The organism is Lentibacter sp. (assembly GCF_029254145.1).
In the GTDB taxonomy this organism is placed as follows: Bacteria; Pseudomonadota; Alphaproteobacteria; order Rhodobacterales; family Rhodobacteraceae; genus Lentibacter.
Genome location: NZ_JAQWYD010000087.1, coordinates 20,331 through 43,961 on the forward strand (window position 1 = coordinate 20,331; position 23,631 = coordinate 43,961).

Here is a 23,631-nt window from a genome sequence, read left to right on the forward strand (position 1 = left end):
TCTCCTAGCGCTTCTTTTGAGCGTTGTTTTTAATCACTTCTTTGCCAAGCGCACGATAGGCCATAGCGCCCTTCGACGTTGGATCATAACTCAGAACAGGCATCGCAAACGACGGCGCTTCGCTCACCCGAACATTGCGCGGAATAACCGTTTTGAAAACAAGATCGCCCAGATTATCGCGCGCATCAGCCTCCACTTGCTGTGATAGGTTGTTGCGACTGTCATACATCGTCAAGACAATACCCTCAATCCGGAGGTTGGGGTTGGCCACTTCGCGCATTTCTCGAATAGTTAACATGAGCTGCGAAAGGCCTTCGAGCGCGAAAAACTCGCTTTGAAGTGGGACCAGAACAGAGTCAGCTGCAACCATAGCGTTTACTGTCAGGAGATTGAGCGACGGCGGGCAATCCACGAGAATATAATCGAATGCGAAGGCATCAATGTCGGGCTGCTTGAGGGCATCTCGAAGCAGATGATTGCGCTTTTCATTGGTATAAAGCTCAATATCTGCTGAGCTCAAATCAACCGTCGCCGGAACGATACTCACGCGCTCTGTTTCTGTTGACTGAATGATTTGATTGAGCGGCGTATCTTCCAAAAGCAGATCGTAAGTCGTGAAGTTTCTGTTCTCACGATCAATTCCGAGGCCTGTGGAAGCGTTACCCTGCGGGTCTAGATCAACCAGCAGAATGTTTTTCTTCGCTTCTGCAAGAGCAGCGGCCAAATTAATGGCTGTGGTCGTCTTTCCAACACCACCTTTTTGATTTGCGATGGCAATTATCTTAGCTGCAGGCGGCCTAGAAAGATCAGACACGTTCAATTCCTTTGATAACTAACAGAACCGCTTCAACATTGGTCTCACTTGTGACCTCTTCATAATCAAACTGCCAGACTTCTTGGGCCTTTTGAAGCTCAGTTCGCCAGTTTTTACCTTTTAAAAAGAAGGCTGTCCCCTCTTTCTTCAAATGTTGTTCTGTAAATTCCAGTAACATTGATAAGTCAGCCAACGCACGTGCTGTGAGAACATCGGCGCTCTGCGCTGGAGCCTTCTCAATGCGCTCGGTTATAACGGTCGCCGATACGCCTGTTTCTCGCAAAACAGTGCGAAGGAACGCTGATTTTCTTTGATCGCTTTCAATCATCGTGATCGAGCTTTCAGGACGGGCCTCTGCACTGGCTATTGCCAGCACAAGCCCTGGAAATCCACCGCCGCTGCCTATGTCTACAATATGTTGGGCGCTTTCTGGAATGTGCCGCATTATCTGGAGAGAATCGACAATGTGACGATCCCAAAGATCGCTAATTGTCGACTTTGCCACCAGGTTTATCTTTGGATTCCACTTTACAAGAGTATCAGCATAAACCTGAAGTTTCGCCAATGTTTCACGTGAAACTCTCTCTAAGCCTTTCATGCTGACTTCTCTTTCTGTGCCTGACGCATTTTGGCAAGGAGAAGCGTTATCGCTGCCGGCGTCATACCGTCTACGCGTGCCGCCTGCGCCAGGTTTTGCGGACGTGCGGCTTGCAATTTTGCTTTCAGCTCATTGGAAAGCCCATCAAGAGGCTGGTAGTCAAAGTCTTGGGAAATAAGGAGATTTTCATCTCGCTTCATAGCATCAACGTCCCGCTGCTGGCGCTCTATGTAATTCGCATAAAGAGCATCCTTTGAAAGTTGATCGCGTGTGTTCTGATCAATCTCTGAAAGCTGCTCATTCACAACCACAAGATCTTCAAAGCTGATCTCAGGGAAAGACAGCAATTGATACGCCGTTCTCTTAGTACCGTCTTGCTTCAGTTGGATGCCGACTTTTTTAAGATCCGTCGCCGAATAAAGCTTAGAATCAAGCATCTTCTTTCCAGATTCCAATGCTTCCATCTTCGTATCAAACGCTCGAGCCCGACCGTCGGAAACACATCCGAGAGACTTTGCGAGCGGTGTGAGGCGTTGGTCTGCATTATCAGCCCGCAACGACAACCTAAACTCAGCGCGAGATGTAAACATCCGGTAGGGCTCTGTGACACCCCGCGTTACAAGATCATCTATCATCACGCCAATGTAGCTCTGTGAGCGACTGAAGGGTACGGGATCCTTACCCAAAACAGATCTAGCCGCATTTAGGCCAGCAACCAGACCTTGCGCTGCGGCCTCTTCATATCCTGTCGTTCCATTGATCTGGCCAGCGAGAAACAAGCCTTCGAGTGATTTGACTCGCAACTCGAGGGTCAAAGCGCGTGGGTCAATATAGTCGTACTCAATAGCGTACCCAGGCTGAGTGATCTTTGCCCCCTCAAGACCAAAAATTGAGTGAACGTAGTCGTGCTGTACATCCTCGGGCAGGGATGTTGATATCCCGTTTGGATAGACCGTGTGATCTGAAAGCCCTTCTGGTTCAAGGAAAATCTGGTGTGATAATTTGTCAGCAAAACGTACAATTTTATCTTCGATGGAAGGGCAATACCGGGGGCCAACGCCTTCAATGTGCCCGCCGTACATCGCTGAACGCACAAGATTTGCAGCGATAATTTCGTGCGTGCGCTCGTTCGTATGAGTGATTCCGCAGGAAATCTGACGCGCTTCGGGAGCGGACGACATAAAGGAGAACAAGGCTGGGTTTTCGTCGCCAGGCTGCTTCTCAAGTGCATCCCAGTTTATCGTGCGTCCGTCAAGACGAGGGGGTGTCCCTGTTTTCAATCGTCCTTTTGGAAGCTCAAATGCATCCATACGTTCTGCTAGCCTTATTGAAGGTTTATCACCCATGCGGCCACCAGAATAAGAAACATCTCCAATGTGAATGAGTCCTCGCAGAAACGTTCCTGTGGTCAAGATGACTTCGCGTGCAGATATTTCGGAACCATCCGCCAAGACGACACCCGCGACGCGCTGACCGTCCATAAGAAAGTCGACAGTTTCGCCCTCGACAATCGTTAGGTTTTCGCGATTTAGCGTCTCTTGCAGCATCGACTTTTGATAAAGTTGGCGATCTTGCTGAGCGCGTGGGCCTTGAACAGCGGGGCCTTTACGACGGTTGAGCAGGCGGAATTGAATCCCACCTTTGTCAGACATGCGCCCCATGACACCGTCCATGGCATCAATTTCTCGAACCAAATGGCCTTTTCCAAGCCCGCCCATAGCTGGGTTGCATGACATAACGCCAATATCGCGTTGTCGTAAAGTCACCAACGCGGTTTGGACGCCCATCCGCGCTGCCGCATGGGCAGCTTCGGTCCCAGCGTGTCCTCCACCAACGACGATCACATCAAAATGTTTCACGTGAAACACTCCCTATTTGCCCAAGCAAAAGCTGGAAAACACCTCATCGAGAACATTCTCGATATCAACGCGGCCAATCAACATGTTCAATGTTTCAAGGGAGATGCGTAGCTCTTCCGAAGCAATATCTGTGAATTCAGGCCCCAAAGCAACACGGTTGGACGCCTCCGCAAGCGAAACCAAGCACCGCTCCATCGCTTCTTTGTGACGCGCGCGCGTCGCCAGGCCCGCCTTTGCCGTCTTGGAGGACAACTTAGCACCAATTTGCTCAACGAGCTCCGCAACTCCAGCCCCTGTCTTACCAGACACCGCCCCAGACTTTTTGCCCGAAAGATCGGCCTTCGGCGCAATCACAATATCATCTGGGGCGGGGTCAAATTCTGGCTTACTATCTGATTCTATTAGGAAAACTCGCAAATCAGCGGCCTTCGCACGCTGAAGAGCGCGAGCAACGCCAATCTTTTCAACTGTGTCGTCAGTTTCACGCAAACCGGCTGTATCAAGCAGAGTGACAGGTAGACCCGCCAACTCCATTCGAACTTCTATGACGTCTCGCGTTGTTCCAGCTACCTCGGAGGTAATCGCTGCATCGCGTCCAGCAAGAGCATTGAGCAATGTGGATTTCCCAACGTTGGGCGGACCAACAATAGCAACTTCGTAGCCAGTACGAATGCGCTCTGCAGCACCAAAACCATCGACCTGAGCCTGCATGGCTGTCTGGACCTCGGCGATAAGTTCAAGAACTTCGGGGGATACATCGACTGGCACTTCTTCATCAGCGAAATCTATTGTGACGGTGAGCAACGCACTTGCGCGGATAAGACGCTCACGCCAATGGGCAGCGAGATCACCTAAACCACCAGAAAACAAGCGTAGCGCTTGCTGCCGCTGTGCCTCAGTCTCGGAGGCGATAAGATCTGCAAGACCTTCAACTTGGGCAAGATCAAGTCGCCCGTTGGCCAAAGCTCGACGTGTGAATTCACCAGGCTCGGCAAGCCGAAGGCCATCAACCGTGCCAAGCTCAGCGAGCAATGCGTTTACAACCGCGACAGACCCATGTGTCTGAAGCTCAACTGTCTCTTCGCCTGTGAAGCTCGCTTTTTCCGAGAAGCACAAAACCAAGGCTTCATCGAGCACCTCTCCAGCCGCAGACCTGAGACGACGCAACCCCGCTTGACGCGGCGCGGGGAGGGAGCCGCAAAGCTGGGATGCAGCCGAAAAGGCTTGCGGTCCGGAAATTCGAACCACAGCAACGCCAGCTTTACCAGCCGCAGAGGCTTGGGCAAAAATAGTGCTCATTTTTCATAACCCGTTGATTTTGAACAGGTTTTACGTGTTCATGGAGTCAAAGAATTCGCCATTTGTCTTGGTTTGCTTGAGCTTGCCCAGCAAGAACTCGATGGCGTCTGTTGTGCCCATCGGATTGAGGATACGGCGCAGAACGAAGGTCTTTTGAAGATCTTTTGGGTCGACCAAGAGCTCTTCTTTCCGGGTGCCGGACTTGAGAATATCCATCGCTGGAAACACGCGCTTGTCTGCAACTTTGCGATCAAGCACAATCTCGGAGTTACCCGTGCCTTTGAACTCTTCAAAGATGACCTCATCCATGCGCGAGCCTGTATCAATAAGGGCTGTTGCGATGATTGTCAGAGAGCCGCCTTCTTCAATGTTACGCGCGGCACCAAAGAAGCGTTTAGGACGCTGGAGAGCGTTGGCATCGACACCGCCTGTGAGAACCTTACCTGAAGATGGAACAGTTGTGTTGAAGGCACGGCCAAGGCGCGTGATTGAGTCGAGCAGGATGACGACGTCTCGTTTGTGCTCAACGAGGCGCTTGGCCTTTTCGATGACCATTTCGGAGACGGCCACGTGACGGGTCGCTGGCTCATCGAAAGTCGAGGAGACAACCTCGCCTTTTACAGAGCGCTGCATGTCCGTCACTTCTTCTGGGCGCTCGTCTATCAGGAGAACGATGAGATAGCACTCAGGGTGGTTCTTTTCAATACTGTGGGCGATATTCTGAAGCAGAACAGTTTTACCTGTGCGAGGCGGAGCAACAATCAGCGACCGCTGGCCTTTCCCGATCGGCGCGACAAGATCGATGATCCGCGCTGACCGGTCCTTGATTGTTGGGTCTTCGATTTCCATTTTCAGGCGCTCATCAGGATAAAGCGGCGTCAGGTTGTCGAAGGCAATCTTGTGACGGGCCTTCTCGGGATCTTCAAAGTTGATCTTGGTAACGTGAGTGAGAGCAAAATAGCGCTCGTTGTCTTCGGGCTGCTTCAAGTGGCCTTCGATTGTGTCGCCCGTGCGAAGTGAGAATTTGCGCAGAATTTCCGGCGATACATAAATGTCATCAGGCCCTGGTAGATAGTTTGCCTCAGGCGCGCGTAAAAATCCGAAACCGTCTTGAAGGACTTCAAGAACGCCTTCACCGCCGATCATCCAGCCTTCTTCAGCACGCTCTTTAAGGATCGAGAACATGATCTCGCCCTTGCGCATGGTTGTGGCGTTTTCGATTTCGAGCTCTTCAGCCATTGTGACCAGTTCTTTAGGGTGCATTGCCTTAAGTTCGGCAAGGTGGAGCTGTTCTTGTGTCTCGTTTGTCATAGAAATGGCCTCTACGCCCGCGAATGCGGCGCTTCATAGATTTGAGAATGGGATTACCTGTACTCCCAGAACGGGCAGGCTTGAGCACCAGATACGCCTGAGGGGCGTATGAGTCAATAAATTAGAACTTAACGACCACGGAAAGGACGATAACAATCATTAGAACCGTCGGCACCTCATTCATCATGCGATAGGTCCGGCCGGTACGGATATTGCTACCACTGACAAAATCTTTTCGGCGAGCCCCAAGCCAATGATGAAACCAAGTCATTGCCAGAGCACTGATTGCTTTCGTCCAAGGCCATAAGGAAGACCAATCAACTATTCCCGGCGTGAAAACGAGGCACAGACCAAAGATCCATGTTGAGATCATGGAAGGATTCATGATGAGCTTAAATAGCTTGAGCTCCATCATCTGAAAGAGGGTGTCTTTTTCATCGCCTGCTGTGCTTTGTTCCGTGTGATGAACAAAGAGCCGAGGCAAATAGAACAGCCCAGCCATCCATGCCATAACAGACATGATATGAAGTGATTTGGTCCACGGATACAGATCAGATAAAAGATCAGACATATTCACCACCCTTTCGTTGACCCCTTAATAATAAATATAAAAGAAAGAAAGGTTGATGATTATGTAGGGTGGCCGAATTCTGTGGATTATTGAGTTATCCATAAGGTTACTCAGGTGTGTAGATACTCTTCTGCTTTGGAATTTTTGAGGCGCATTAAAAACACTAACCATCTGTTAAAATTGATATTTAAAAATAAAATATTAAGAAAATACCTGTGGAGAATCTGTGTATGAATCCCAGAAAGTATAGCTCAACTTGCTTTTGAAGTTATCCTTTTCCACCTGTCGGGAGAGTCAGCCAAACTTCGTGAGGTACGTTAGTTTTCCTCAATTTTGAGGGCGGCGTTGATTGTGCTCCCTTTTGTGCATTAATTACTCGTTAAGTATTACAGGAGTTATCCACATGGCGCGTCAGATCGTTCTGGCTTCGGGCTCGGCGATACGAGGGCAGATGCTTTCGAATGCAGGAATTGCGTTTGAAGCAATTGTGCCACGCGTTGATGAAGAGATGATTAAAATGGCTCTTCAAGCAGAACAGGCAACGCCACGAGATATTGCAGATGCTCTTGCTGAAACCAAAGCACGTAAGATCGGTGGGAAGCATCCAGACAGACTGGTCATCGGGTGCGACCAAGTGCTTGATATTGAGGGGCAAATACTATCGAAGCCTCAGACGCCGGAGGAGGTCAAAGAACAGCTCAAGGCGCTGCGCGGCAAACGCCATAGTTTGCTGTCTTCTGTTGTCGTTTATCATGAGCTTAAGCCGTTGTGGCGACATGTCGGTCAGGTAAGGCTTTATATGCGCGACATTTCGGACTCATATCTTAACGAATATGTTGATCGGAATTGGCCCAGTCTTCAAAGCTCTGTCGGGGGCTATAAGCTTGAAGAGGAGGGCGTACGGCTTTTTAGCCGTATCGAAGGGGATTACTTTACGATCCTTGGCTTGCCGATGATAGAAATGATTAATTACCTGACAGCCTCAGGAGACCTAAAGGCATGAGTTTAAACAGAATTCCTCTGGCGGGCGTTATTGGCTCCCCGATCGCGCACTCAAAATCGCCCGCCTTGCATACTCATTGGCTGAAAACCCTGGGGATTGCCGGGCATTACATTCCAATTGATGTGGCGCAGGAAGACCTTGAACATATTATCAAAACCCTACCCAAAATGGGATTTGTCGGGGTTAATGTGACTGTGCCTTACAAAGAAAAAGTGATGGATTTTGCTGATCTGGTAACAGATCGTGCCGCGCTGATCGGGTCGGCGAACACACTTATTTTCCGCAAAGATGGAAAGATTCACGCAGACAACACGGATAGCTATGGATTCATTCAGAATTTGCGACAGAAAGCGCCTGATTGGGATCCGAAGGCAGGGCCCGCAGCGATCCTTGGGGCTGGCGGCGCTGCGCGGGCCGTTATCGCTGCGCTTGTCGAAGTGGGGGTTCCAGAAATTCTAATTTCAAACCGGACAAAAGCCCGCGCGGAAAAGCTTAAGGCTGACTTTGGTAAGCGTTTGCGCGTCGTCGACTGGGTTCAGGCGGGAAATATGCTTGAAGAGGCGACAACAGTTATCAATACCACATCTCTTGGAATGGTGGGTAAGCCACCCCTCAGAGTCCCGCTGGATGGATTGCAAAAAGGGACTTTGGTCACGGATCTCGTCTATGCTCCTTTGATGACCCATTTGCTCAATGAAGCGAATGAAGCAGGCTGTGTTACTGTTGACGGTCTTGGAATGCTTTTGCATCAGGCTGTACCAGCATTTGAGCGTTGGTTTGGAGTGCGTCCTCAAGTGACAGACGAAACCCGCGCGGCTGTGTTGCGCTGATGGTGTATCGTCTCGGGCTGACGGGCTCCATTGGCATGGGAAAATCGACAACAGCGAAAATTTTTGCTGCTGAGGGCTGTGCTGTCTGGGATGCAGATGCGGCGGTGCATCGGCTTTATGGGCCGGGAGGCTTGGCTGTTGTGCCTATGGAGGCGATGTTTCCGAAAGCCGTGATTGGGGGAGCCGTTTCGCGGGATGTTCTGAAGGATATTATCGGTGCTGACGCAAGTGCTTTGGCAGAGATTGAAAAGATCGTTCATCCTCTGGTGGCGGCCGATCGTGCGCAGTTTGCTGAAACTGCGACAAGCGATATTTTAGTTTTTGATATTCCATTGCTGTTTGAAAAGGATAGCGAGGGCATGATGGACGCTGTTGTTGTTGTGTCGGTGGATGAGGCAACACAGCGCGCGCGAGTTCTGGCGCGGGGGACTATGACTGAGGCTCAGTTTGAGGCGATCAAAGCCAAGCAGATGCCAGATGTGGAAAAGCGTGCGCGTGCTGATTATGTTGTCACAACAGATACGCTTGCAGGCGCTGAAGCGCAGGTGAAGGCGATTGTTAAAGAGATAAGGGCGGGGCTGACGGATGCGTGAAATTGTGCTGGACACGGAGACCACAGGCTTTGAGCCCATGCAGGGCGATCGTATTGTCGAGATAGGCGCGGTGGAGCTTTATAACCACGTGCCAACAGGCCGGACCTATCACCAATATATCAATCCCGAGCGCGGGATGCCGCAGGAGGCATTTGAAGTGCATGGGCTTGGTGACGAGTTCCTGGCGGATAAACCCAAGTTTGCTCAAATCGGTCAGGCGTTTCTTGATTTTGTGCAGGATTCTACGCTCGTTATTCACAACGCGGCATTTGACATGAAGTTTCTCAATGCCGAGCTGAAATGGATGAACCTGCCGCTGCTTCCGATGAGTCAGGCGCTTGATACGCTTGATATTGCGCGCAAAAGATTTCCAGGCTCACCTGCTTCGCTTGATGCACTGTGTCGCCGCTTCAATATTGATAACTCATCTCGCACGCTCCACGGCGCTTTGCTTGACTCCGAAATTCTTGCGGAAGTGTATCTTGAGCTGATCGGCGGAAAGCAGCCTGACTTTGCGCTTTCGACGAACCATGAGAGTGAAACGACTGGAAGTGCAGGGCGCTGGCGGCCACAGCCTCGGCCAACGCCTTTGCCTGCGCATATCAGCCAAAAAGAAGCCGCCGCCCATGATGCTTTTGTAGAAAGCTTGGGCGACGGCGCACTTTGGAAAAAGCTTGGTTGATCAGGCGTCCAGCTTTTTGCCTTCTTCAGCCTGACGGCGCATCAGCTCGTTGCGGTAAAGCGCCATGAAGTCGATTGTTTCGAGGTTAAGCGGCGGGAAGCCACCATCGCGCGTAACGTCAGAGACGATGCGACGCAGGAACGGGAAGAGCAGGCGCGGACACTCGATCAGAAGGAAGGGGTGCAGCTGATCTTCTGGAACGCCCTCAATATTGAAGATACCGACATAGTCGATTTCCATGAGGAAGAGCTTTTCAGCCGTGTTCTCTTTATTCACAGACGTGATTGCGAGCTTGATCGCAACTTCGAACTGATTTTCTGCTGAACGCTTTTTTGCGTCAAGATTGACCTGAACGTTTACATCAGGCGTGACTTCGCCTTGGACGCCCTTTTGGGCGAGGATGTTTTCAAATGACAGGTCGCGGATGAACTGATTGATCACGTTCATTTTAACTTGGGGTGTTTCGGTTTGTGCTTCTGGTGCAGCGCCATTTTCGGCCATGTTATTCTCCATTGAAAAGACTTTTGAAACTCTTGCCGACTGACTTAGCAAGAAGGCTTAGAAGCCTCAATGCCCTAGTGTTTTGTCCAGCCTGATGGGGTATGCGTTGGGCGCTTTGTTTCATCGACTTCATGATAGTCACCATCGATGATGTCGCTGGGGTCATTTTGGTGGCGCTGTTGATCAGGGTGAGCGGTGAAGCCCTGAACTGTCACGCGGCGACGGACATAGGCAAATACAGCGTGGCGCACTGCCGGAATAAGCAGCGAAAAGCCGATAGCATCTGTGAAAAACCCGGGTGTCAGCAAAAGAGCGCCAGAAAACAGGATCATGGCGCCATGGGCTAAAGGCTCTGTTGGATCGCGAAGGTCATTGAACGAACTGCGCAGATTATTCAGCGCGAGTGCTCCTTGATTGCGCAGGAGTGATGTCCCGATCATGGCTGTGAGAACCACAATTAGGAGCGTTGGCCAAAGCCCTATGGCTCCACCAACTTGGATAAAAAGGGCTATTTCTATCAGAGGCACAGCGATAAACGCCACTAAAAGCCACATTTTCTTAATCTCCTGCTTGTCATTGGGCGTAGTAGACTTGAATACGCCCATAACCTACATAGGTGCTGATAGCGCCATTTGCCACGCTCACTTAATGAGGTTTACATGAATTTGCCCATTCTTCAGTTGCTTGTCCTAGCCGGAATTGCGATTTTTCTGATCCTGCGGTTGCGCAGCGTTCTAGGCACGCGCGATGGATTTGAAGCGCCAAACGTGCCGCCAGCGGGCCTTGACGAACGCAAGCGTAAGTTTGAAGTAATTGAGGGCGGTCCCGATCAGGACATTACAGATCATGCGGAAGAGGGCAGTGATACAGCAAAGGCGCTTGCGAGTATGAAGCAGCGAGAGCCTTCGTTTGAGGTCGGTGAGTTTCTGTCAGGAGCGCGTAGCGCATATGAGTTTATCCTGATGGGCTTTGAGCGCGGCGAGTTGGCTGAGATCAAACCCTACATTTCTGAAGAGGTCTATGAGGTCTTCGCTCAGGTTGTGGAAGCCCGTGAGAAGAAGGGTCTCAAAGTCGAAGCTGAATTTATAGGTGTCCGTGAAGTGTCTATTCACTCGGCAGAGTTTCATGCGGCGAGTGGCACGGCGGAGATTGCCATGAAGTTTATTGGTGAGCTGACATCTGTTGTGCGGGACAGCACAGGCGAGATTGTTGAGGGTAAAGAGGGCAAAGTCAAAACCCAGAAAGATATTTGGACATTCGAGCGCGAAATGGGTGTGAATGATCCAAACTGGATTTTGGTTGCCACGGGTGATTGAAGCGTTTTCTTTTAGCGGCAATAACGGCTGGGCTTGTCATGACAGAAGCTGCAAGCGCCGCTGAAGAAACGGAAATTCGTATTCTTGAGTTTTCTGAGCTGGACGGCTGGGAAAAGGACAATCACGCCGAGGCGCTGGCTGTCTTTCTTAACACTTGTAGCGACATGAAATCCCCTGACTGGAAAGGCCTGTGCCGAGCAGGACGGGATCAGACCAATGCTAAGGCTTTTTTTGAGCTGTTCTTTCGCCCTGTTCAGATCACTGATGGTAAGCCTGCTCTTTTTACCGGCTATTTTAAACCAGAACTTGACGGCGATTTGTATCGATCCGAGCGCTTTCGCTTTCCGATCTATAAACTTCCGCCAGAAGCGCGGGACGGCGCTTGGCTGAGCCGTCGAGAACTGGAAGAAACTGGCGCCATGGAAGGGCGCGGCCTTGAGATTGCTTGGGTTGATGACGCGGTCGAGCTGTTCTTTTTGCAGATTCAGGGCTCGGGGCGGATCAGGCTTCCTGATGGGCGGTATATCCGTGTGGGATATGGCGGCAAGAACGGTCATGAGTATCGCTCAATCGGTCGGGAGCTTGTACGGCGGGGCGCCTACAACGTACACCAAGTCTCAGCACAAGTGATCAAAAATTGGGTGCGCCGCAACCCGATCGACGGGCTCGAGCTGTTACGCCACAATCCCTCCTATGTTTTCTTCCGAGAGGTGAGCGAAGTGCCAACGTACAAAGGTCCGCTTGGTGCGATGAATCGCTCTGTAACGGAGATGCGCACTGTGGCTGTTGACCCGCGGTATACGCCGCTCGGTGCGCCTGTTTGGGTCGAGAAGAATGGTAAGGGCAAGATCCGCAAGCTAATGATCGCGCAGGACACTGGCTCTGCCATCAAGGGCGCGCAGCGGGCTGATATTTTCTTTGGCACGGGTGACGAAGCAGGGCTCAAGGCTGGGCGTTTGAAAGACCCCGGGCGGATGATTGTTCTGATGCCGATCCAGCGCGCATATGCGTATTTGCCAGTGGACGAGCAATGAGCCGTCGCAAGTTACATAGAGAAGAGCTTGAGCTTTGGGGGAAAGTGGCTGAAACGGCCGTTCCAATGCACCCAAAGCGCACCAAGACAAAGGACGCGTTGCGTGTATCAAAGCCGGCACCAAAGCGGGCTGTTGAGGCGATGCCAAACTTTGAGATATCTGCGCGGGCGCAAGCATATCAGCCAGCGCATGATGTGATGCCTGATATTCGCGAGCGGGTGAAAAAAGCGCCAGTCCAGATGGACAAGAAGGCGCATGGAAAGCTGAAGCAAGGCAAGCTGAAGCCTGATGCGAAAATCGATTTGCACGGAATGACACAAGATCAGGCGCACCCGCGACTGACAGCATTTGTCATGAAGGCCTTTCAGAGCCAGAAGCGCTTGCTCCTAGTTGTCACTGGAAAGGGCAAGCCGCGCGATGACGGTGGGCCTATTCCCGTGCGGCTCGGTGTGTTGCGCCATCAAGTGCCGCAGTGGCTTACCACACCGCCTTTGGCGCAACTTGTCTTACAGATCAGCGAAGCCCATTTGCGCCATGGCGGCGGCGGTGCTTATTACGTATATCTGCGCCGTCAGCGATGAGCTATTTCAGCAGATTGAGCAAATATTGTCCGTAAGAGTTTTTGGCAAAGCTCTCAGCACGCTTTTGCAGTTCGGCGGCTGTGATCCAGCCACGGGAATAAGCAATCTCTTCGGGGCTGCCGACTTGAAGACCTTGGCGCTCTGACAGCGTGCGGACAAAATTTCCTGCATCAAGCAGAGAGCCATGTGTGCCGGTATCAAGCCAGGCATAACCACGGCCCATTTGCTGCACGTTGAGGAGGCCGTCGTGAAGATAGCTTTCCAGAAGCGAGGTGATTTCAAGTTCGCCGCGCTCGGAAGGCTTTACTTGAGCCGCGCGCCGGGGGGCGGACCCGTCGAGGAAGTAGAGGCCTGTTACTGCGTAGTTTGATGGTGGATTTTTGGGCTTTTCGACGATCGATTTTACGGTTCCATCTTTGGCAAAATCGACAACGCCATAGCGCTCGGGATCAGCGACGCGGTAGCCAAAGACTGTTCCGCCCGTTTCGACGCTATCGGCGGCGCCAAGCACTTCAGGCAGGCCATGACCGAAGAAGATATTGTCGCCAAGAACCATAGCGCTGGGCGCGCCATCGAGGAAATCTTCGGCCAGCAAGTAGGCTTGCGCCAGCCCGTCAGGGGATGGTTGTGTGATATAGGTAAGGCTGAGGCCCCATTGTGATCCGTCGCCCAGCGTGCGCTGAAACTGTTCTTGGTCTTGTGGTGTTGTGATGATCGCGATTTCGCGAATGCCACCGAACATGAGCACAGAGAGGGGATAGTAGATCATTGGCTTATCATAAATCGGCAAGAGCTGCTTTGAGACGCCTATAGTGATCGGATAGAGGCGTGTGCCTGAGCCGCCTGCGAGGATGATGCCTTTGCGTTGTGTCATGTCAGCTCACTTATTATCTTGGCCAATTCGTCTTTCCATTGTGGTTGTTTAACCCCGAAATCTGACAGGAGTGAGGCGCAATCCAGACGGGAATTGAGGGGACGCGCGGCTGGTGTTGGGTAGTCTTTTGTGGGGATGTCTGTAACTGTTACTGAGCGGTTTGCTTGGGCAAAGATTTCGCGGGCGAACTCTGCCCAGCCTACGGAAGGCGCGCCTGAGATTTGGAATGTTCCGCTTTCATCGAGGTTCTGCGCTAGGGTTATGCAGGCGGCGGCAATGGCTGAGGCGGGTGTGGGCCCGCCGATCTGATCTGAAACAATGCTGAGAGAATCGCGCGTCTCCGAGAGGCGCAGCATTGTTTTGACAAAGTTGTTGCCATGCGTGGAAAAGACCCAAGATGTCCGTAGGATTGCATGAAGCGCGCCACTCGAGCGGATCGCTTCTTCGCCAGCAAGCTTGGTGCGGCCATAAGCATTGATTGGAGCGGTTGGCGCGTCGGGCGCGCGAGACATCTCGCCGCTGCCGTCAAAAACATAATCGGTCGAGATATGAACGAATGGGACACCAAGGTTAGCGCAGGCCTGGGCCATTGCTGCAGGGGCCTCGGCATTAATGGTATATGCCAGACTCTCCTCATCTTCCGCAAGGTCAACGGCTGTATAGGCGGCAGCATTGATGACTGCGCTGGGCTTTGCGGCGAGAATTGCTTCGGCGCAGATGTCAGGGTTTAAAAGGTCAGCCTCTTTGCGGCTGAGATAAGTGAACTCGGGGTGAAGGCGTTGCAGTTCGCAAGCCACCTGACCCGTTTTGCCAAAAACCAGAATGCTCATGCGCGCCCCAGCCTTTCGCCCACGCCAGCGCGAGCAAGAAGGGGCTGCCACCATTCTTCATTCTCAAGATACCAACGAACGGTTTTTTCCAAACCCTCTTCGACAGTGACGGAAGGCCGCCAGCCGAGCTCTTCGCGGATACGTGTTGGGTCGATCGCGTAGCGCAGGTCGTGGCCGGGGCGGTCGGAGACAAACTCAATCAGATTAGCATAGGGTTCAGAAGCAGGCTTGAGCGCATCAAGAATTGTGCAGATGGTTTGCACAAGTTCCAGATTGCTGCGTTCGTTTTCACCACCGATGTTATAGCTTCGGCCAAGCGCGCCCTTCTCAAGTACCAGCAAAAGCGCATCGGCATGATCTTCGACATAGAGCCAGTCGCGTACGTTTTCGCCTTTGCCGTAAATCGGGATCGGCTTGCCAGCAAGAGCGCTCAGGATCACCACGGGGATCAGCTTTTCTGGGAAGTGGAACGGGCCGTAGTTGTTCGAGCAATTCGTCAGAACAACAGGCAGGCCGTAAGTTTCATTCCAAGCGCGCACCAGATGATCGGAGCTGGCCTTGGATGCGGAATAGGGCGAGCGGGGGTCATAGGGTGTCTCTTCGGTAAATTGCCCCGTTGCGCCGAGCGAGCCGAAGACTTCGTCTGTTGAGATGTGGTGAAAGCGAAAGGCCTTGGGCTTGCCACGCCCTTCCCAATAGTGCCGCGCGGCTTGCAGCATGTTGTATGTGCCCATGACGTTGGTTTCGATAAAGGCTTGGGGGCCATCTATACTGCGATCAACATGGCTTTCAGCGGCGAGGTGCATCACTGCGTCAGGCTGGTGTTTCTGAAAGATCGCCTCAAGCGCAGGCAGGTCACGAATGTCTGCTTGCTCAAATGTATAGAGCGGACTGGCGGAGACACTTGCGACATTCTCTAGGCAGGCGGCATAAGTCAGCGCGTCGAGGCTTACGACCTCGTGACCGCGCGACACGGCAAGCCGCACGACTGCCGAGCCGATAAAACCAGCGCCGCCTGTGACCAGAAGCTTCATGCTGCGGCCTCCCATGTGAAGGGGCTGTCAAAGCTTGTGAAGGAGGGTGCGTTTGCGTCTTTGGCGCTCAATTCTGGAGTGCCGTTGAAGCCCCAGTCGATGCCGCAGCTGTCCCACAGTATCGCCCCGTCTGACTCGGGGGCATAGTATGCGTTGCACTTGTAGATGATCTCGGTGTCGGGTGTACGGGTGATGAATCCGTGGGCGAAGCCTTCAGGAATGAAAAGCTGTTTGCCGTTTTCAAAACTAAGCTCTTCGCCGACCCACTGGCCATAGGTGGGCGAGCCTTTGCGGATATCAACGGCGACATCAAAGAGCACACCGCGCCCGCAGCGAACGAGTTTGGCTTGAGCGTTGGGCGGGGCCTGAAAGTGAAGGCCACGCATTGTTCCGACTGCGGAGGAAAGTGAGTGATTGTCTTGCACGAAATCCACGCTGATTCCGTGTTCGGCCATGCGCTCTTTGTTCCAGCTTTCGGAAAAGAAGCCACGGTTGTCACCAAACCGTGCTGGCTCGATGAGAAGGACATCGGGGAGAACGGTGGCCGTAACTTTCATAAATTAACTTTCATTACTGATACTGTCGTAACGGGCGAGGTTGCCGATAAGCGCTTGCATTTCTTCAATCGGGATCATGTTGGGCCCATCGCTTGGGGCATTGTCGGGGTCTTCATGTGTTTCGATAAACAGTGCAGACACTCCCACAGCCACAGCGGCGCGCGCAAGCACTGGGGCGAACTCACGCTGGCCTCCTGAAGTTGTGCCTTGGCCGCCGGGCTGCTGGACAGAGTGGGTTGCATCAAACACAACGGGATAGCCCGTGGCGGCCATGATCGGCAGGCCGCGGAAATCAGAAACCAGAGTGTTGTAGCCAAAGCTTGTACCGCGGTCACAAAGCATGATGCGCTCGTTGCCTGTGCTGGCGATCTTTTCGGCGACATTGCCCATATCCCATGGCGCGAGGAACTGGCCTTTCTTGACGTTTATAGCTGCACCCGTCTCGCCAGCGGCGAGGAGCAGATCTGTCTGGCGGCAGAGGAAGGCAGGAATTTGGATCACATCGACAGCCTCGCCGGCAGGCGCACATTGGTGCGCATCATGTACATCTGTGAGAATTGGACAGCCGAACTCTTCGCGGATTTTGGAGAGGATCGTGAGGCCCTCTTCCATTCCAAGGCCACGCTTTGTGCTGATCGAAGAGCGGTTAGCTTTGTCGTAGCTTGCCTTGAAGATGAAGCCTGTTTTGGTGGGAGCACAGGCCTCCGCAATGCGTTCGGCCATCATGCGGGCGTGATCCAAGCTTTCAAGCTGGCAAGGGCCAGTGATGAGCGCGAAGGGTTCTTTGCCGCCGATCTTTACGCCATTGATATCGATTATTTTTGTCATTGCTCTGCCAATACCTTTTCAATCCGCGCCACATCTTCCGGGTTGTTCAGCTCCCAGAAGAGACGGCCTCGGGCTTCAACTTCAACACATTTTACCGCGACGCCATTGTACAGAAAGCGCAGCTGCTCCAGCCCTTCAAGATTTTCAAGCTGACACTCAGGCCAGCTGATATAGGCCTTGAGCGCTTCTGGGCGATAGGCGTAGACGCCGACGTGGTGATAGGCGGGGATATTCTCGGAAGGGACTTTGCCAGCGTCGATATAAGGCAAAACCTCTTTGGAGAAATAGATTGCGCGGCCCTCGGCTCCGAAGACAGCTGTCGTGCCACCCACGCGGCCAGCTGCGCGATCTTCTTTGAACATCGCGTAGGTTTGCGCGTCGCATTGTAGGACGGGTGTCGCCATTTGAGCGGTTTTATCAGCTTTCATTGCTGAGATCAGGTCTTCGACAAACCAAGGAGGCGTCAGCGGCGCATCGCCTTGAAAGTTGACGATGAGATCGGCATCAAGCGCGGCAACTTCTACAGCCTCGGCGACACGCGCCGTTCCGTTTTCGCGCTCGGGACTTGTCATTATCACCATTGCGCCAAAGGCCTCGGAGGCCTCACGGATACGTGTATCGTCGGTGACGACATAAACGTCTGAAACGCCATTGATTTGGCTGGCCGCCTCATAGCTCATCTGGATTAGTGATTTCTCGCTGCCATCTTTTTGGCGAAGGGTTGCCAGCGGCTTTCCCGGATAGCGAGTCGAAGCATAGCGAGCGGGAATGAGGACAACCGTTTTCATGCAACACCTGCGCGCAAGAGATCGTGAATATGGACGATGCCGACGGGGCGTTTGGCCTCATCTACCACCATAAGGGCGGAGATTTTCTTTTCATTGAGGAGCGCCAGCGCCTGCGCAGCGAAGAGCTCAGGCGTTATTGTTACTGGGTCTAGCGTGGCGATTTCGCTGGCGGTTTTTTCCATCAGGTTGCCCATATGGCGGCGTAGGTCGCCATCGGAAATTACGCCGATAAGAACACCGCCTTTGAGAACGCCAGTGATGCCAAAGCCCTTAGATGTCATCGACAGGAGCACATCAGACATGGGAGTGTCTGCTTCCACTGTGGGGACTTTTTCGCCTTTGTGCATTAGATCAGCCACGCGTGACAGCTGTGCGCCGAGCTTGCCGCCTGGATGGTTCTTTAGGAAATCTTCGGAACCAAACCCGCGCTGCTCCATAACGGCGACTGCGAGCGCATCGCCCATGGCGAGCGTGAGCGTTGTCGAGGTTGTCGGAGCCATGCCTATGGCACAGGCTTCAGGCAGGTTTGGCAGGTTGAGTTTATAATCAGCCGACTGCAAAAGCGTGCTGTTGATTTTGGAAGAAATCCCGATCAGCGGAATATTGAAGCGGCGGGTGTGTAGAAGGATATCCCGCAATTCCTGCGTTTCGCCCGAGTTGGAAATAAGCACAACAATATCGTGGGAAGTGATCATGCCCAAGTCACCATGGCTTGCTTCGGAGGCATGGACGAAATAGGAGGGTGTGCCTGTGCTGGCTAAGGTGGCTGAAATCTTGCGCCCGATATGGCCCGATTTGCCGACACCCGAGATAATTACCCGGCCCTCAGTTTTGAGGATCAGCTCGACCACATCTGCGAAATCGTCAGGCAGCGCATCGACCATTTCAAGGATCGCGTTTGCCTCGGTTTGGAGCACACGGCGGGCCGAGCGAACGATGGGAAGATCATCTGGTTGGGTCATTGGGCCTCATCTCTTGGCCATCTCTTGGCCGCTTATGCTGTCTTAGTCACCAGAACCAATAAAAACAAGCTCATGCCTCGCGTGGAGGCAAAAGCTGTGTGGCTTTGCGCACGCCGAAAAAGAGGAGTGCACTCGCGCAGGAAAAATAGACCGCAACTGCAACATATTGGGCCTCAAGGCTGATGCCTGCGTCGATCCCCCATCCGGTAAGGCCGGGCCCGATGGCTGAGCCAAGCACCATGACGGCGGCGGCCATCGCCTTGATGGAACCGATTGAAGCTGTGCCATAGAATTCAGCCCAGAATGCATTTGGTAAAGTTGAGTTTGCGCCTGATGTCAGGCCGAAGAGGGCGAAACCAAGCACCAAGCCGCCTGTGCCTTGACCAAGGCCAAAAACGAGGAAGGCGAGCACCGCGGGGAGATACATAAAGACAATGAGACGCGGTGTTCCGATACGGTCAAGCGCCCAACCTGAAAGAACCATCGACGCGATTGTAACCGCTGTGTAGAGCGGGAACATAGCCACGAATGTGAGATGCGATATTTCTTTGATTTCGGAAAAATGCACTTGGTGAAACATGAGTGCGGTGCCAAAGGCGGAGGGGCCGAGAAGGGTTGGAACCATGACCCAGAAAAGCCAGTGAGACATAGCTTGATTGCGCGTCCATTGGAGGCCGTTCATACCCACAGAGTGAGTTGATTTTGCCATAGATTGTGGCGTGCGCTCCTCTTGCAATAGCCTAACCAGAATGGGGACACCAAGAAGAGCGACCAAGGCAGAGGCAAGCCAGAGTAAGCGCCAATCATAGACTGTCAGGAGGGCCACAAAAAGCAATGGGAGAACAGCTTCTCCGATTGAAAAACCAAGAGCCGCAACGGAGAGGGCGCGGCCGCGGGCGGTGGTGAACCAGCGGGCCATGGCTACGACAGCGATATGACTGCTCATGCCCTGACCTGTGATGCGCAGGGTAAAGATCACGGCAGGGAGGAGCCATGCGGCGTGATTGGTGGCCATAAAGGCGCAGGCGCTCGCGAGGCAGACGAGCACAACAGGGCCAAGTGTGCGGACGCGAAAACGGTCGGTCAGGCCGCCGGACCAGACCATAACAATGGCCGAAGCCAAAGTCCCCAGAGCATAAATTCCGCCCCATTCTCCGTGGCTTAGGCCGAACTCGGCGCGAATTTCACCCGCAAAGATGGAGATAAAAAACGTCTGCCCGAAGCTCGACATAAAGGTGAGCAACGCACCCGCGGCGAGCCACCTGACATTGAGCTTGAGGAAAGAAAGCGTATCCATCCACCAGCATTTGCGGAAACCGCCCAGAAATAAAACCCCGAAACGTAAACGCATCGTCCCGCAGGGTTAACGCCCGCCAAGCGGGCTGATTCCAGGGGGGTGAAAAGCGTGCACTTTGCGTGCACAACCCGTGCACCGCCTAAACGGGGATTTGTTAACGCAAATTAAGTTAATGAGGCGTTCGGTGCTGGGAATTGGGAGCTAAGGATTTTGGCTTCTTCGCATGGGAACTTAGTGAAGGCACGCCAGTTATCGTGAATCTACGGATCGATCAATTACATGAAACTTTCGGCCCACAACCAACATTGACGCGTTGCGCGGCGAACGGCGGGTTTGAGCCCATTGTTCCATATACTGCGCAGTCCACGAATGTCAGCTTTTGAGCTAGGTGTCTGATGTGTCAGCCTCACTCTCAAACCGGGCTTTGCGCAGACGATCTGTCTTCTGATGACGTACTTCTGCCTCGTCTTCAGTAATGCGTCGCACAATGCGCGTGGTCTTATCAAGCGGTGTCTCTTTTCGGGAAGTGTCGGACGTAAAGACGGTCGTTTTAGCCAGATTGGCCATGAGTGGTCTCCTTAAATATTCGTGTAGCGATGTTGTGATGTGGCCAACCGGCAAGTCATCGCTCTGCCCGCAAAACTTGACGACTTTTGCGGCTAAGAGCTTTTGACGGATGAGTTGAGAAGAACGGTTATGCTGGTTCAGGTACGACCAGAACCGGACAAAGTGCCGATCTCGTAACCTTGCGGGCGACCGATGTGTCGAGAAACGCTTCAAGCCAAGATCGATTTCGTGACCCGACGACGATAAGATCGGCGTCAAACTCTTTGGCATAAGCGACGATAACTTCCTCGATCTGGCCGCTGCGCACCTCGATTTCGGTTTCGACATTTGATCCGCAGGCGGTCTTCAGCTCTACGAGCTGATCTTGGCGATCTTCGATGATTTGCGCATCGTCAGTCGCGACAAAGGGAACTGCGGTGACCATTGGTCCTGCCGCCGCCAGTCCCACCCCGTCGAAGGCTGACGGTACAACATTGAGCAAGCTGACCTTGCCGCCTTTGCTCTCGGCAATATCAAAGGCAACGCCAGCAACTTCGCAATTGAGATACTGATCGACGGTTGTGACGACCATGATACGTTGGAAGTGCGCTGTTTCGACGTTTGTGGCCTCTACGCCTTCAACATCCTTGACGTTTTCGAGATTAACCAGGGCGGACTGTAGTTCCTCCGCATTGAAGGATGTAGTTGATCCGGCCATGCCCTCAGACGTTGCTTCCAACTTTTGATCCGCATCGACAGCCATCGACTTTAATATTTTCACGCTTGTCAGCGAGGCCGAGCTTGACGTCGCTCAGAACGCGATCCGGGGTTTCAAAGTAGCGCGAGGGGTTTGATACTCTTGCTTGTGCATAACCCGTCATGGTGCTCCTTCTTCCCTGCGATTGACAAGCAATCGGCAGTAACTGTCTGAATGGTGTGGGGTGCGAGCATCCTGTTCGGACTTGTCGACTTGGGCCTTGCGGGCAGCTTGGACATCATGTTCCAGCACGCGCTTCAAATCCGGCATCATGCCAGTCTTCTTGGTCCGTCCGCTCACTCATAAAGGGAACAAAGGAAAAAAATCAATGTCAGTGGACGGCAGCTCTGGTTTTCCACTCGTTGCCTACAGTGAATGCAGCCAAGCCCGTTCATGAAAAAGTACAGGATCAGCTTGGTGGAGACATCATTTATCGAAAGCAGCCGCCCATATAATCAGCGGCATACGTGTCGCTTTGTCCGCACAGCGGACGAAAAGAGACTGCCGGATCGTAGCCGTTCGGGTCGAGGCGCAGACCCGCACTTCAGCCCGTTCCGTAATCCGCATCATTCGGATTGAGTGTACTGGCCCCTGCGCCCATACTCACGCCATGAAAACATGCACTGTTCCCACCCAATTCGGCGATTTGATCCTCGTCGAGGATGATCATCATATCGTGGCACTCAATTGGGGGCGCGCACCGTCCGAGGACAGCACAGATGTGCTGGAGGAGGCGCGGCGGCAGTTGCTGGCTTATGACCTGGGTACGCTGACAGAGTTCGACTTGCCCTTGCAGGTGCGCGGTTCTGATTTCCAGCGCGCGGTTTGTGATGCCATGTTTGCCATCCCCTTTGGTGACACCTGCACCTACGGTGATATTGCCAAGCTGCTTGGCGCACCTGCACAGGCAGTTGGCGGTGCCTGTGGCGGTAACCCGATCCCCGTGATTATCCCCTGCCACCGTGTGATGGGCGCCAAAGGGCTGACTGGATTTTCCGGCGCAGGCGGGGTTGAGACGAAGGTAGCACTGCTGCGCCACGAGGGCGCGGGCGGTTTCCTGATCTAGATTTCGCGGCCATCGTACATGATTTGCTGCGCAAAGCCCGCAAACAGCAGATAGATTGATGTGACGACCAGCCCCCAAGCAGCCCAGCTGTCGGGGTGGAAATTGACCCACGCCGCCCAGCCCGCAAAGAAGGTCCATGCCAACGCCATGGGCAGTGTGACTGTGCGCCAGCGCTCTGTGCGGACGGGATGCACAAACTTGATCGGGACAAACATGGTGATGGCAAGGAAAGTCACCAGAACAAGGCTGATGTACCACGGGATGCCCAATGCAAAGATCACCAGCACCAGCATGTTCCAGCAGCCGGGAAAGCCGGAGAAAGAGTTATCTTTTGTTTTCATGCGTGTATCGCAAAAATACATCGCACTTGCGAAGGTGACGATGATGATCATCAACCACCCGCTCCACCCGTCCATCAGGCCCGATTTGAAAAGGGCAAAGGCGGGGATGAAGACGTAGGTAAGATAGTCGATGATCAGATCCAGCAGGATGCCGTCAAATTCGGGTGCGTTGGTCTTTACATCGTATTTGCGCGCCAGCGGGCCGTCTATGCCGTCCACAAAGAATGCGACCACCAGCCACAGAAACATCATGTCGTATTTTGCATCTACCGCTGCCAGCATGGCCAGCATGGCAAAGACGGCGCCAGTTGCGGTAAGCAAGTGAACGGCAAGGGCTTTGTTTTGGATGGTCATCTTTGTCTCTCGTTCATCAGGTCAAGCGCGCGGATGGGCGCTATTGTAGACTTCCATCAGGCGCAGAGTATCCACGGCCGTATAGGCTTGCGTCGTAGACAGGGACGCATGGCCAAGCAACTCCTGAATCGCGCGCAGATCACCGCCTGCATCCAGCAGGTGGGTCGCAAAGCTGTGGCGCATCGCGTGCGGTGTGGCACTGGCAGGCAGTCCCAATTGCATGCGCGCAGAGGCCATCACCTTCTGGATGGCACCTGCGGACAGCGGGCCACCGCGTACACCGCGAAAGAGGGGCACGCGCGGCTCAAGGCTATGCGGGCATGCGCGCAGATACGCATTCACGGCGTCGCGTGCAGCGGGCAGCACGGGGACGACACGTTCTTTGCCGCCTTTACCCTTGATGCG

29 protein-coding genes are annotated in these 23,631 nt (G+C 53.2%); 8 read left to right on the forward strand and 21 right to left on the reverse strand.

Going from position 1 to position 23,631, the window contains the following annotated elements:
* Positions 1-4: 4 nt before the first annotated feature.
* The 6 genes from P8O11_RS10355 to hemJ form a co-directional block, all read right to left on the reverse strand.
* A complete protein-coding gene (locus P8O11_RS10355) occupies positions 5-814 on the reverse strand; it encodes a ParA family protein (protein WP_300294028.1) in 810 nt (269 codons plus the stop codon).
* A complete protein-coding gene (gene rsmG, locus P8O11_RS10360; RefSeq protein WP_300294029.1) occupies positions 807-1,412 on the reverse strand; it encodes a 16S rRNA (guanine(527)-N(7))-methyltransferase RsmG in 606 nt (201 codons plus the stop codon). Before rsmG ends, P8O11_RS10355 begins: the two co-directional genes overlap by 8 nt.
* A complete protein-coding gene (gene mnmG, locus P8O11_RS10365; protein WP_300294030.1) occupies positions 1,409-3,271 on the reverse strand; it encodes a tRNA uridine-5-carboxymethylaminomethyl(34) synthesis enzyme MnmG in 1,863 nt (620 codons plus the stop codon). Before mnmG ends, rsmG begins: the two co-directional genes overlap by 4 nt.
* 12 nt (positions 3,272-3,283) lie before the next feature.
* Complete coding sequence (mnmE, locus tag P8O11_RS10370; protein ID WP_300294031.1) at positions 3,284-4,570, reverse strand: tRNA uridine-5-carboxymethylaminomethyl(34) synthesis GTPase MnmE; 1,287 nt, start codon at positions 4,568-4,570, stop codon at positions 3,284-3,286.
* Between the two features lie 30 nt (positions 4,571-4,600).
* A complete protein-coding gene (gene rho, locus P8O11_RS10375) occupies positions 4,601-5,881 on the reverse strand; it encodes a transcription termination factor Rho (protein WP_300294032.1) in 1,281 nt (426 codons plus the stop codon).
* Positions 5,882-6,002: 121 nt separating this feature from the next.
* Entirely contained in the window at positions 6,003-6,452 is a 450-nt protein-coding gene (hemJ, locus tag P8O11_RS10380) for a protoporphyrinogen oxidase HemJ (RefSeq protein WP_300294034.1), read from the reverse strand.
* A gap of 403 nt (positions 6,453-6,855) precedes the next feature.
* Between hemJ and P8O11_RS10385 the strand changes: the two genes are divergently transcribed.
* The 4 genes from P8O11_RS10385 to dnaQ are packed head-to-tail and all read left to right on the forward strand — an operon-like array spanning position 6,856 to position 9,560.
* Positions 6,856-7,455 (forward strand): nucleoside triphosphate pyrophosphatase, encoded by a 600-nt coding sequence (locus P8O11_RS10385; protein ID WP_300294035.1) that lies wholly within the window; start codon positions 6,856-6,858, stop codon positions 7,453-7,455.
* Positions 7,452-8,285: a shikimate dehydrogenase gene (locus tag P8O11_RS10390; protein WP_300294036.1), complete on the forward strand. Its 834-nt coding sequence runs from the start codon at positions 7,452-7,454 to the stop codon at positions 8,283-8,285. The genes P8O11_RS10385 and P8O11_RS10390 overlap by 4 nt, the downstream gene beginning before the upstream one ends.
* Positions 8,285-8,878, forward strand: a complete 594-nt coding sequence (gene coaE / locus P8O11_RS10395; protein WP_300294037.1) for a dephospho-CoA kinase — start codon at positions 8,285-8,287, stop codon at positions 8,876-8,878. Before P8O11_RS10390 ends, coaE begins: the two co-directional genes overlap by 1 nt.
* Positions 8,871-9,560 (forward strand): DNA polymerase III subunit epsilon, encoded by a 690-nt coding sequence (gene dnaQ / locus P8O11_RS10400; protein ID WP_300294038.1) that lies wholly within the window; start codon positions 8,871-8,873, stop codon positions 9,558-9,560. The genes coaE and dnaQ overlap by 8 nt, the downstream gene beginning before the upstream one ends.
* Here the strand turns inward: dnaQ and secB are convergent, their stop codons facing one another.
* Both secB and P8O11_RS10410 read right to left on the reverse strand, forming a co-directional pair.
* On the reverse strand, positions 9,561-10,061 hold the full coding sequence (secB, locus tag P8O11_RS10405; RefSeq protein WP_300294039.1) for a protein-export chaperone SecB: 501 nt from the start codon (positions 10,059-10,061) through the stop codon (positions 9,561-9,563). It lies immediately after the preceding gene.
* Between the two features lie 74 nt (positions 10,062-10,135).
* Positions 10,136-10,615, reverse strand: a complete 480-nt coding sequence (locus P8O11_RS10410) for an FxsA family protein (RefSeq protein ID WP_300294041.1) — start codon at positions 10,613-10,615, stop codon at positions 10,136-10,138.
* Between the two features lie 105 nt (positions 10,616-10,720).
* Here P8O11_RS10410 and P8O11_RS10415 point away from each other — a divergent pair, with 105 nt between their 5' ends.
* From P8O11_RS10415 to P8O11_RS10425, 3 genes are read left to right on the forward strand one after another with little or no spacing between them, the layout of a single operon-like run.
* Positions 10,721-11,377 (forward strand): Tim44/TimA family putative adaptor protein, encoded by a 657-nt coding sequence (locus P8O11_RS10415; protein ID WP_300294042.1) that lies wholly within the window; start codon positions 10,721-10,723, stop codon positions 11,375-11,377.
* 38 nt (positions 11,378-11,415) lie between these two features.
* Entirely contained in the window at positions 11,416-12,411 is a 996-nt protein-coding gene (locus P8O11_RS10420; RefSeq protein WP_300294043.1) for a murein transglycosylase A, read from the forward strand.
* Complete coding sequence (locus P8O11_RS10425; protein ID WP_300294044.1) at positions 12,408-12,992, forward strand: Smr/MutS family protein; 585 nt, start codon at positions 12,408-12,410, stop codon at positions 12,990-12,992. Before P8O11_RS10420 ends, P8O11_RS10425 begins: the two co-directional genes overlap by 4 nt.
* A gap of 1 nt (position 12,993) precedes the next feature.
* On the opposite strand, the gene rfbA is transcribed toward P8O11_RS10425, so the two are convergent.
* The 11 genes from rfbA to P8O11_RS10480 all read right to left on the reverse strand — a co-directional run bounded on the left by rfbA (position 12,994) and on the right by P8O11_RS10480 (position 22,138).
* Positions 12,994-13,866 carry a glucose-1-phosphate thymidylyltransferase RfbA gene (gene rfbA / locus P8O11_RS10430; RefSeq protein WP_300294045.1) on the reverse strand — a complete coding sequence of 291 codons (873 nt, stop codon included), beginning with the start codon at positions 13,864-13,866 and terminating at the stop codon, positions 12,994-12,996.
* Entirely contained in the window at positions 13,863-14,696 is an 834-nt protein-coding gene (rfbD, locus tag P8O11_RS10435) for a dTDP-4-dehydrorhamnose reductase (protein ID WP_300294046.1), read from the reverse strand. Before rfbD ends, rfbA begins: the two co-directional genes overlap by 4 nt.
* Positions 14,693-15,730, reverse strand: coding sequence for a dTDP-glucose 4,6-dehydratase (rfbB, locus tag P8O11_RS10440; protein ID WP_300294047.1), 1,038 nt, complete (start codon positions 15,728-15,730; stop codon positions 14,693-14,695). Before rfbB ends, rfbD begins: the two co-directional genes overlap by 4 nt.
* Positions 15,727-16,287 (reverse strand): dTDP-4-dehydrorhamnose 3,5-epimerase, encoded by a 561-nt coding sequence (gene rfbC / locus P8O11_RS10445; RefSeq protein ID WP_300294049.1) that lies wholly within the window; start codon positions 16,285-16,287, stop codon positions 15,727-15,729. Before rfbC ends, rfbB begins: the two co-directional genes overlap by 4 nt.
* A 3-nt stretch (positions 16,288-16,290) precedes the next feature.
* Complete coding sequence (kdsA, locus tag P8O11_RS10450) at positions 16,291-17,115, reverse strand: 3-deoxy-8-phosphooctulonate synthase (RefSeq protein WP_300294050.1); 825 nt, start codon at positions 17,113-17,115, stop codon at positions 16,291-16,293.
* The gene (locus P8O11_RS10455; RefSeq protein ID WP_300294051.1) at positions 17,112-17,903 is read right to left on the reverse strand and encodes a 3-deoxy-manno-octulosonate cytidylyltransferase; all 792 of its coding nucleotides are present in this window, start codon (positions 17,901-17,903) and stop codon (positions 17,112-17,114) included. Before P8O11_RS10455 ends, kdsA begins: the two co-directional genes overlap by 4 nt.
* Complete coding sequence (locus tag P8O11_RS10460) at positions 17,900-18,865, reverse strand: KpsF/GutQ family sugar-phosphate isomerase (RefSeq protein WP_300294052.1); 966 nt, start codon at positions 18,863-18,865, stop codon at positions 17,900-17,902. The genes P8O11_RS10455 and P8O11_RS10460 overlap by 4 nt, the downstream gene beginning before the upstream one ends.
* Before the next feature lie 70 nt (positions 18,866-18,935).
* The gene (locus tag P8O11_RS10465; protein ID WP_300294053.1) at positions 18,936-20,162 is read right to left on the reverse strand and encodes an MFS transporter; all 1,227 of its coding nucleotides are present in this window, start codon (positions 20,160-20,162) and stop codon (positions 18,936-18,938) included.
* Between the two features lie 384 nt (positions 20,163-20,546).
* On the reverse strand, positions 20,547-20,729 hold the full coding sequence (locus P8O11_RS10470; RefSeq protein ID WP_300294054.1) for a hypothetical protein: 183 nt from the start codon (positions 20,727-20,729) through the stop codon (positions 20,547-20,549).
* Positions 20,730-20,856: 127 nt separating this feature from the next.
* On the reverse strand, positions 20,857-21,426 hold the full coding sequence (locus P8O11_RS10475) for a universal stress protein (protein WP_300294056.1): 570 nt from the start codon (positions 21,424-21,426) through the stop codon (positions 20,857-20,859).
* Between the two features lie 583 nt (positions 21,427-22,009).
* Positions 22,010-22,138 carry a hypothetical protein gene (locus P8O11_RS10480; protein WP_300294060.1) on the reverse strand — a complete coding sequence of 43 codons (129 nt, stop codon included), beginning with the start codon at positions 22,136-22,138 and terminating at the stop codon, positions 22,010-22,012.
* On the opposite strand from P8O11_RS10480, the gene P8O11_RS10485 reads away from it, so the two are divergent.
* Complete coding sequence (locus P8O11_RS10485) at positions 22,076-22,531, forward strand: methylated-DNA--[protein]-cysteine S-methyltransferase (RefSeq protein ID WP_300294057.1); 456 nt, start codon at positions 22,076-22,078, stop codon at positions 22,529-22,531. The two genes, P8O11_RS10480 and P8O11_RS10485, sit on opposite strands and share 63 nt — an antisense overlap.
* Here the strand turns inward: P8O11_RS10485 and P8O11_RS10490 are convergent.
* On the reverse strand, positions 22,528-23,226 hold the full coding sequence (locus P8O11_RS10490; protein WP_300294058.1) for a phosphatidylcholine/phosphatidylserine synthase: 699 nt from the start codon (positions 23,224-23,226) through the stop codon (positions 22,528-22,530). The two genes, P8O11_RS10485 and P8O11_RS10490, sit on opposite strands and share 4 nt — an antisense overlap.
* A gap of 21 nt (positions 23,227-23,247) precedes the next feature.
* The coding region (locus tag P8O11_RS10495; protein WP_300294059.1) for a tyrosine-type recombinase/integrase at positions 23,248-23,631 on the reverse strand (384 nt) is incomplete at its 5' end.

Bases quoted from the DNA above. Each gene is read 5' to 3' on its own strand.
- P8O11_RS10470 (WP_300294054.1), bottom strand. From the start codon at position 20,729: ATGGCCAATCTGGCTAAAACGACCGTCTTTACGTCCGACACTTCCCGA.
- P8O11_RS10460 (WP_300294052.1), bottom strand. From the start codon at position 18,865: ATGACCCAACCAGATGATCTTCCCATCGTTCGCTCGGCCCGCCGTGTG.
- P8O11_RS10465 (WP_300294053.1), bottom strand. From the start codon at position 20,162: ATGGATACGCTTTCTTTCCTCAAGCTCAATGTCAGGTGGCTCGCCGCG.
- P8O11_RS10475 (WP_300294056.1), bottom strand. From the start codon at position 21,426: ATGGCCGGATCAACTACATCCTTCAATGCGGAGGAACTACAGTCCGCC.
- rsmG (WP_300294029.1), bottom strand. From the start codon at position 1,412: ATGAAAGGCTTAGAGAGAGTTTCACGTGAAACATTGGCGAAACTTCAG.
- mnmE (WP_300294031.1), bottom strand. From the start codon at position 4,570: ATGAGCACTATTTTTGCCCAAGCCTCTGCGGCTGGTAAAGCTGGCGTT.
- P8O11_RS10420 (WP_300294043.1), top strand. From the start codon at position 11,416: ATGACAGAAGCTGCAAGCGCCGCTGAAGAAACGGAAATTCGTATTCTT.
- rfbA (WP_300294045.1), bottom strand. From the start codon at position 13,866: ATGACACAACGCAAAGGCATCATCCTCGCAGGCGGCTCAGGCACACGC.
- rfbD (WP_300294046.1), bottom strand. From the start codon at position 14,696: ATGAGCATTCTGGTTTTTGGCAAAACGGGTCAGGTGGCTTGCGAACTG.
- P8O11_RS10410 (WP_300294041.1), bottom strand. From the start codon at position 10,615: ATGTGGCTTTTAGTGGCGTTTATCGCTGTGCCTCTGATAGAAATAGCC.
- P8O11_RS10415 (WP_300294042.1), top strand. From the start codon at position 10,721: ATGAATTTGCCCATTCTTCAGTTGCTTGTCCTAGCCGGAATTGCGATT.
- kdsA (WP_300294050.1), bottom strand. From the start codon at position 17,115: ATGACAAAAATAATCGATATCAATGGCGTAAAGATCGGCGGCAAAGAA.
- secB (WP_300294039.1), bottom strand. From the start codon at position 10,061: ATGGCCGAAAATGGCGCTGCACCAGAAGCACAAACCGAAACACCCCAA.
- P8O11_RS10455 (WP_300294051.1), bottom strand. From the start codon at position 17,903: ATGAAAACGGTTGTCCTCATTCCCGCTCGCTATGCTTCGACTCGCTAT.
- rho (WP_300294032.1), bottom strand. From the start codon at position 5,881: ATGACAAACGAGACACAAGAACAGCTCCACCTTGCCGAACTTAAGGCA.
- P8O11_RS10385 (WP_300294035.1), top strand. From the start codon at position 6,856: ATGGCGCGTCAGATCGTTCTGGCTTCGGGCTCGGCGATACGAGGGCAG.
- hemJ (WP_300294034.1), bottom strand. From the start codon at position 6,452: ATGTCTGATCTTTTATCTGATCTGTATCCGTGGACCAAATCACTTCAT.
- P8O11_RS10425 (WP_300294044.1), top strand. From the start codon at position 12,408: ATGAGCCGTCGCAAGTTACATAGAGAAGAGCTTGAGCTTTGGGGGAAA.
- P8O11_RS10490 (WP_300294058.1), bottom strand. From the start codon at position 23,226: ATGACCATCCAAAACAAAGCCCTTGCCGTTCACTTGCTTACCGCAACT.
- P8O11_RS10390 (WP_300294036.1), top strand. From the start codon at position 7,452: ATGAGTTTAAACAGAATTCCTCTGGCGGGCGTTATTGGCTCCCCGATC.
- rfbC (WP_300294049.1), bottom strand. From the start codon at position 16,287: ATGAAAGTTACGGCCACCGTTCTCCCCGATGTCCTTCTCATCGAGCCA.
- rfbB (WP_300294047.1), bottom strand. From the start codon at position 15,730: ATGAAGCTTCTGGTCACAGGCGGCGCTGGTTTTATCGGCTCGGCAGTC.
- dnaQ (WP_300294038.1), top strand. From the start codon at position 8,871: ATGCGTGAAATTGTGCTGGACACGGAGACCACAGGCTTTGAGCCCATG.
- P8O11_RS10485 (WP_300294057.1), top strand. From the start codon at position 22,076: ATGAAAACATGCACTGTTCCCACCCAATTCGGCGATTTGATCCTCGTC.
- coaE (WP_300294037.1), top strand. From the start codon at position 8,285: ATGGTGTATCGTCTCGGGCTGACGGGCTCCATTGGCATGGGAAAATCG.
- P8O11_RS10480 (WP_300294060.1), bottom strand. From the start codon at position 22,138: ATGATGATCATCCTCGACGAGGATCAAATCGCCGAATTGGGTGGGAAC.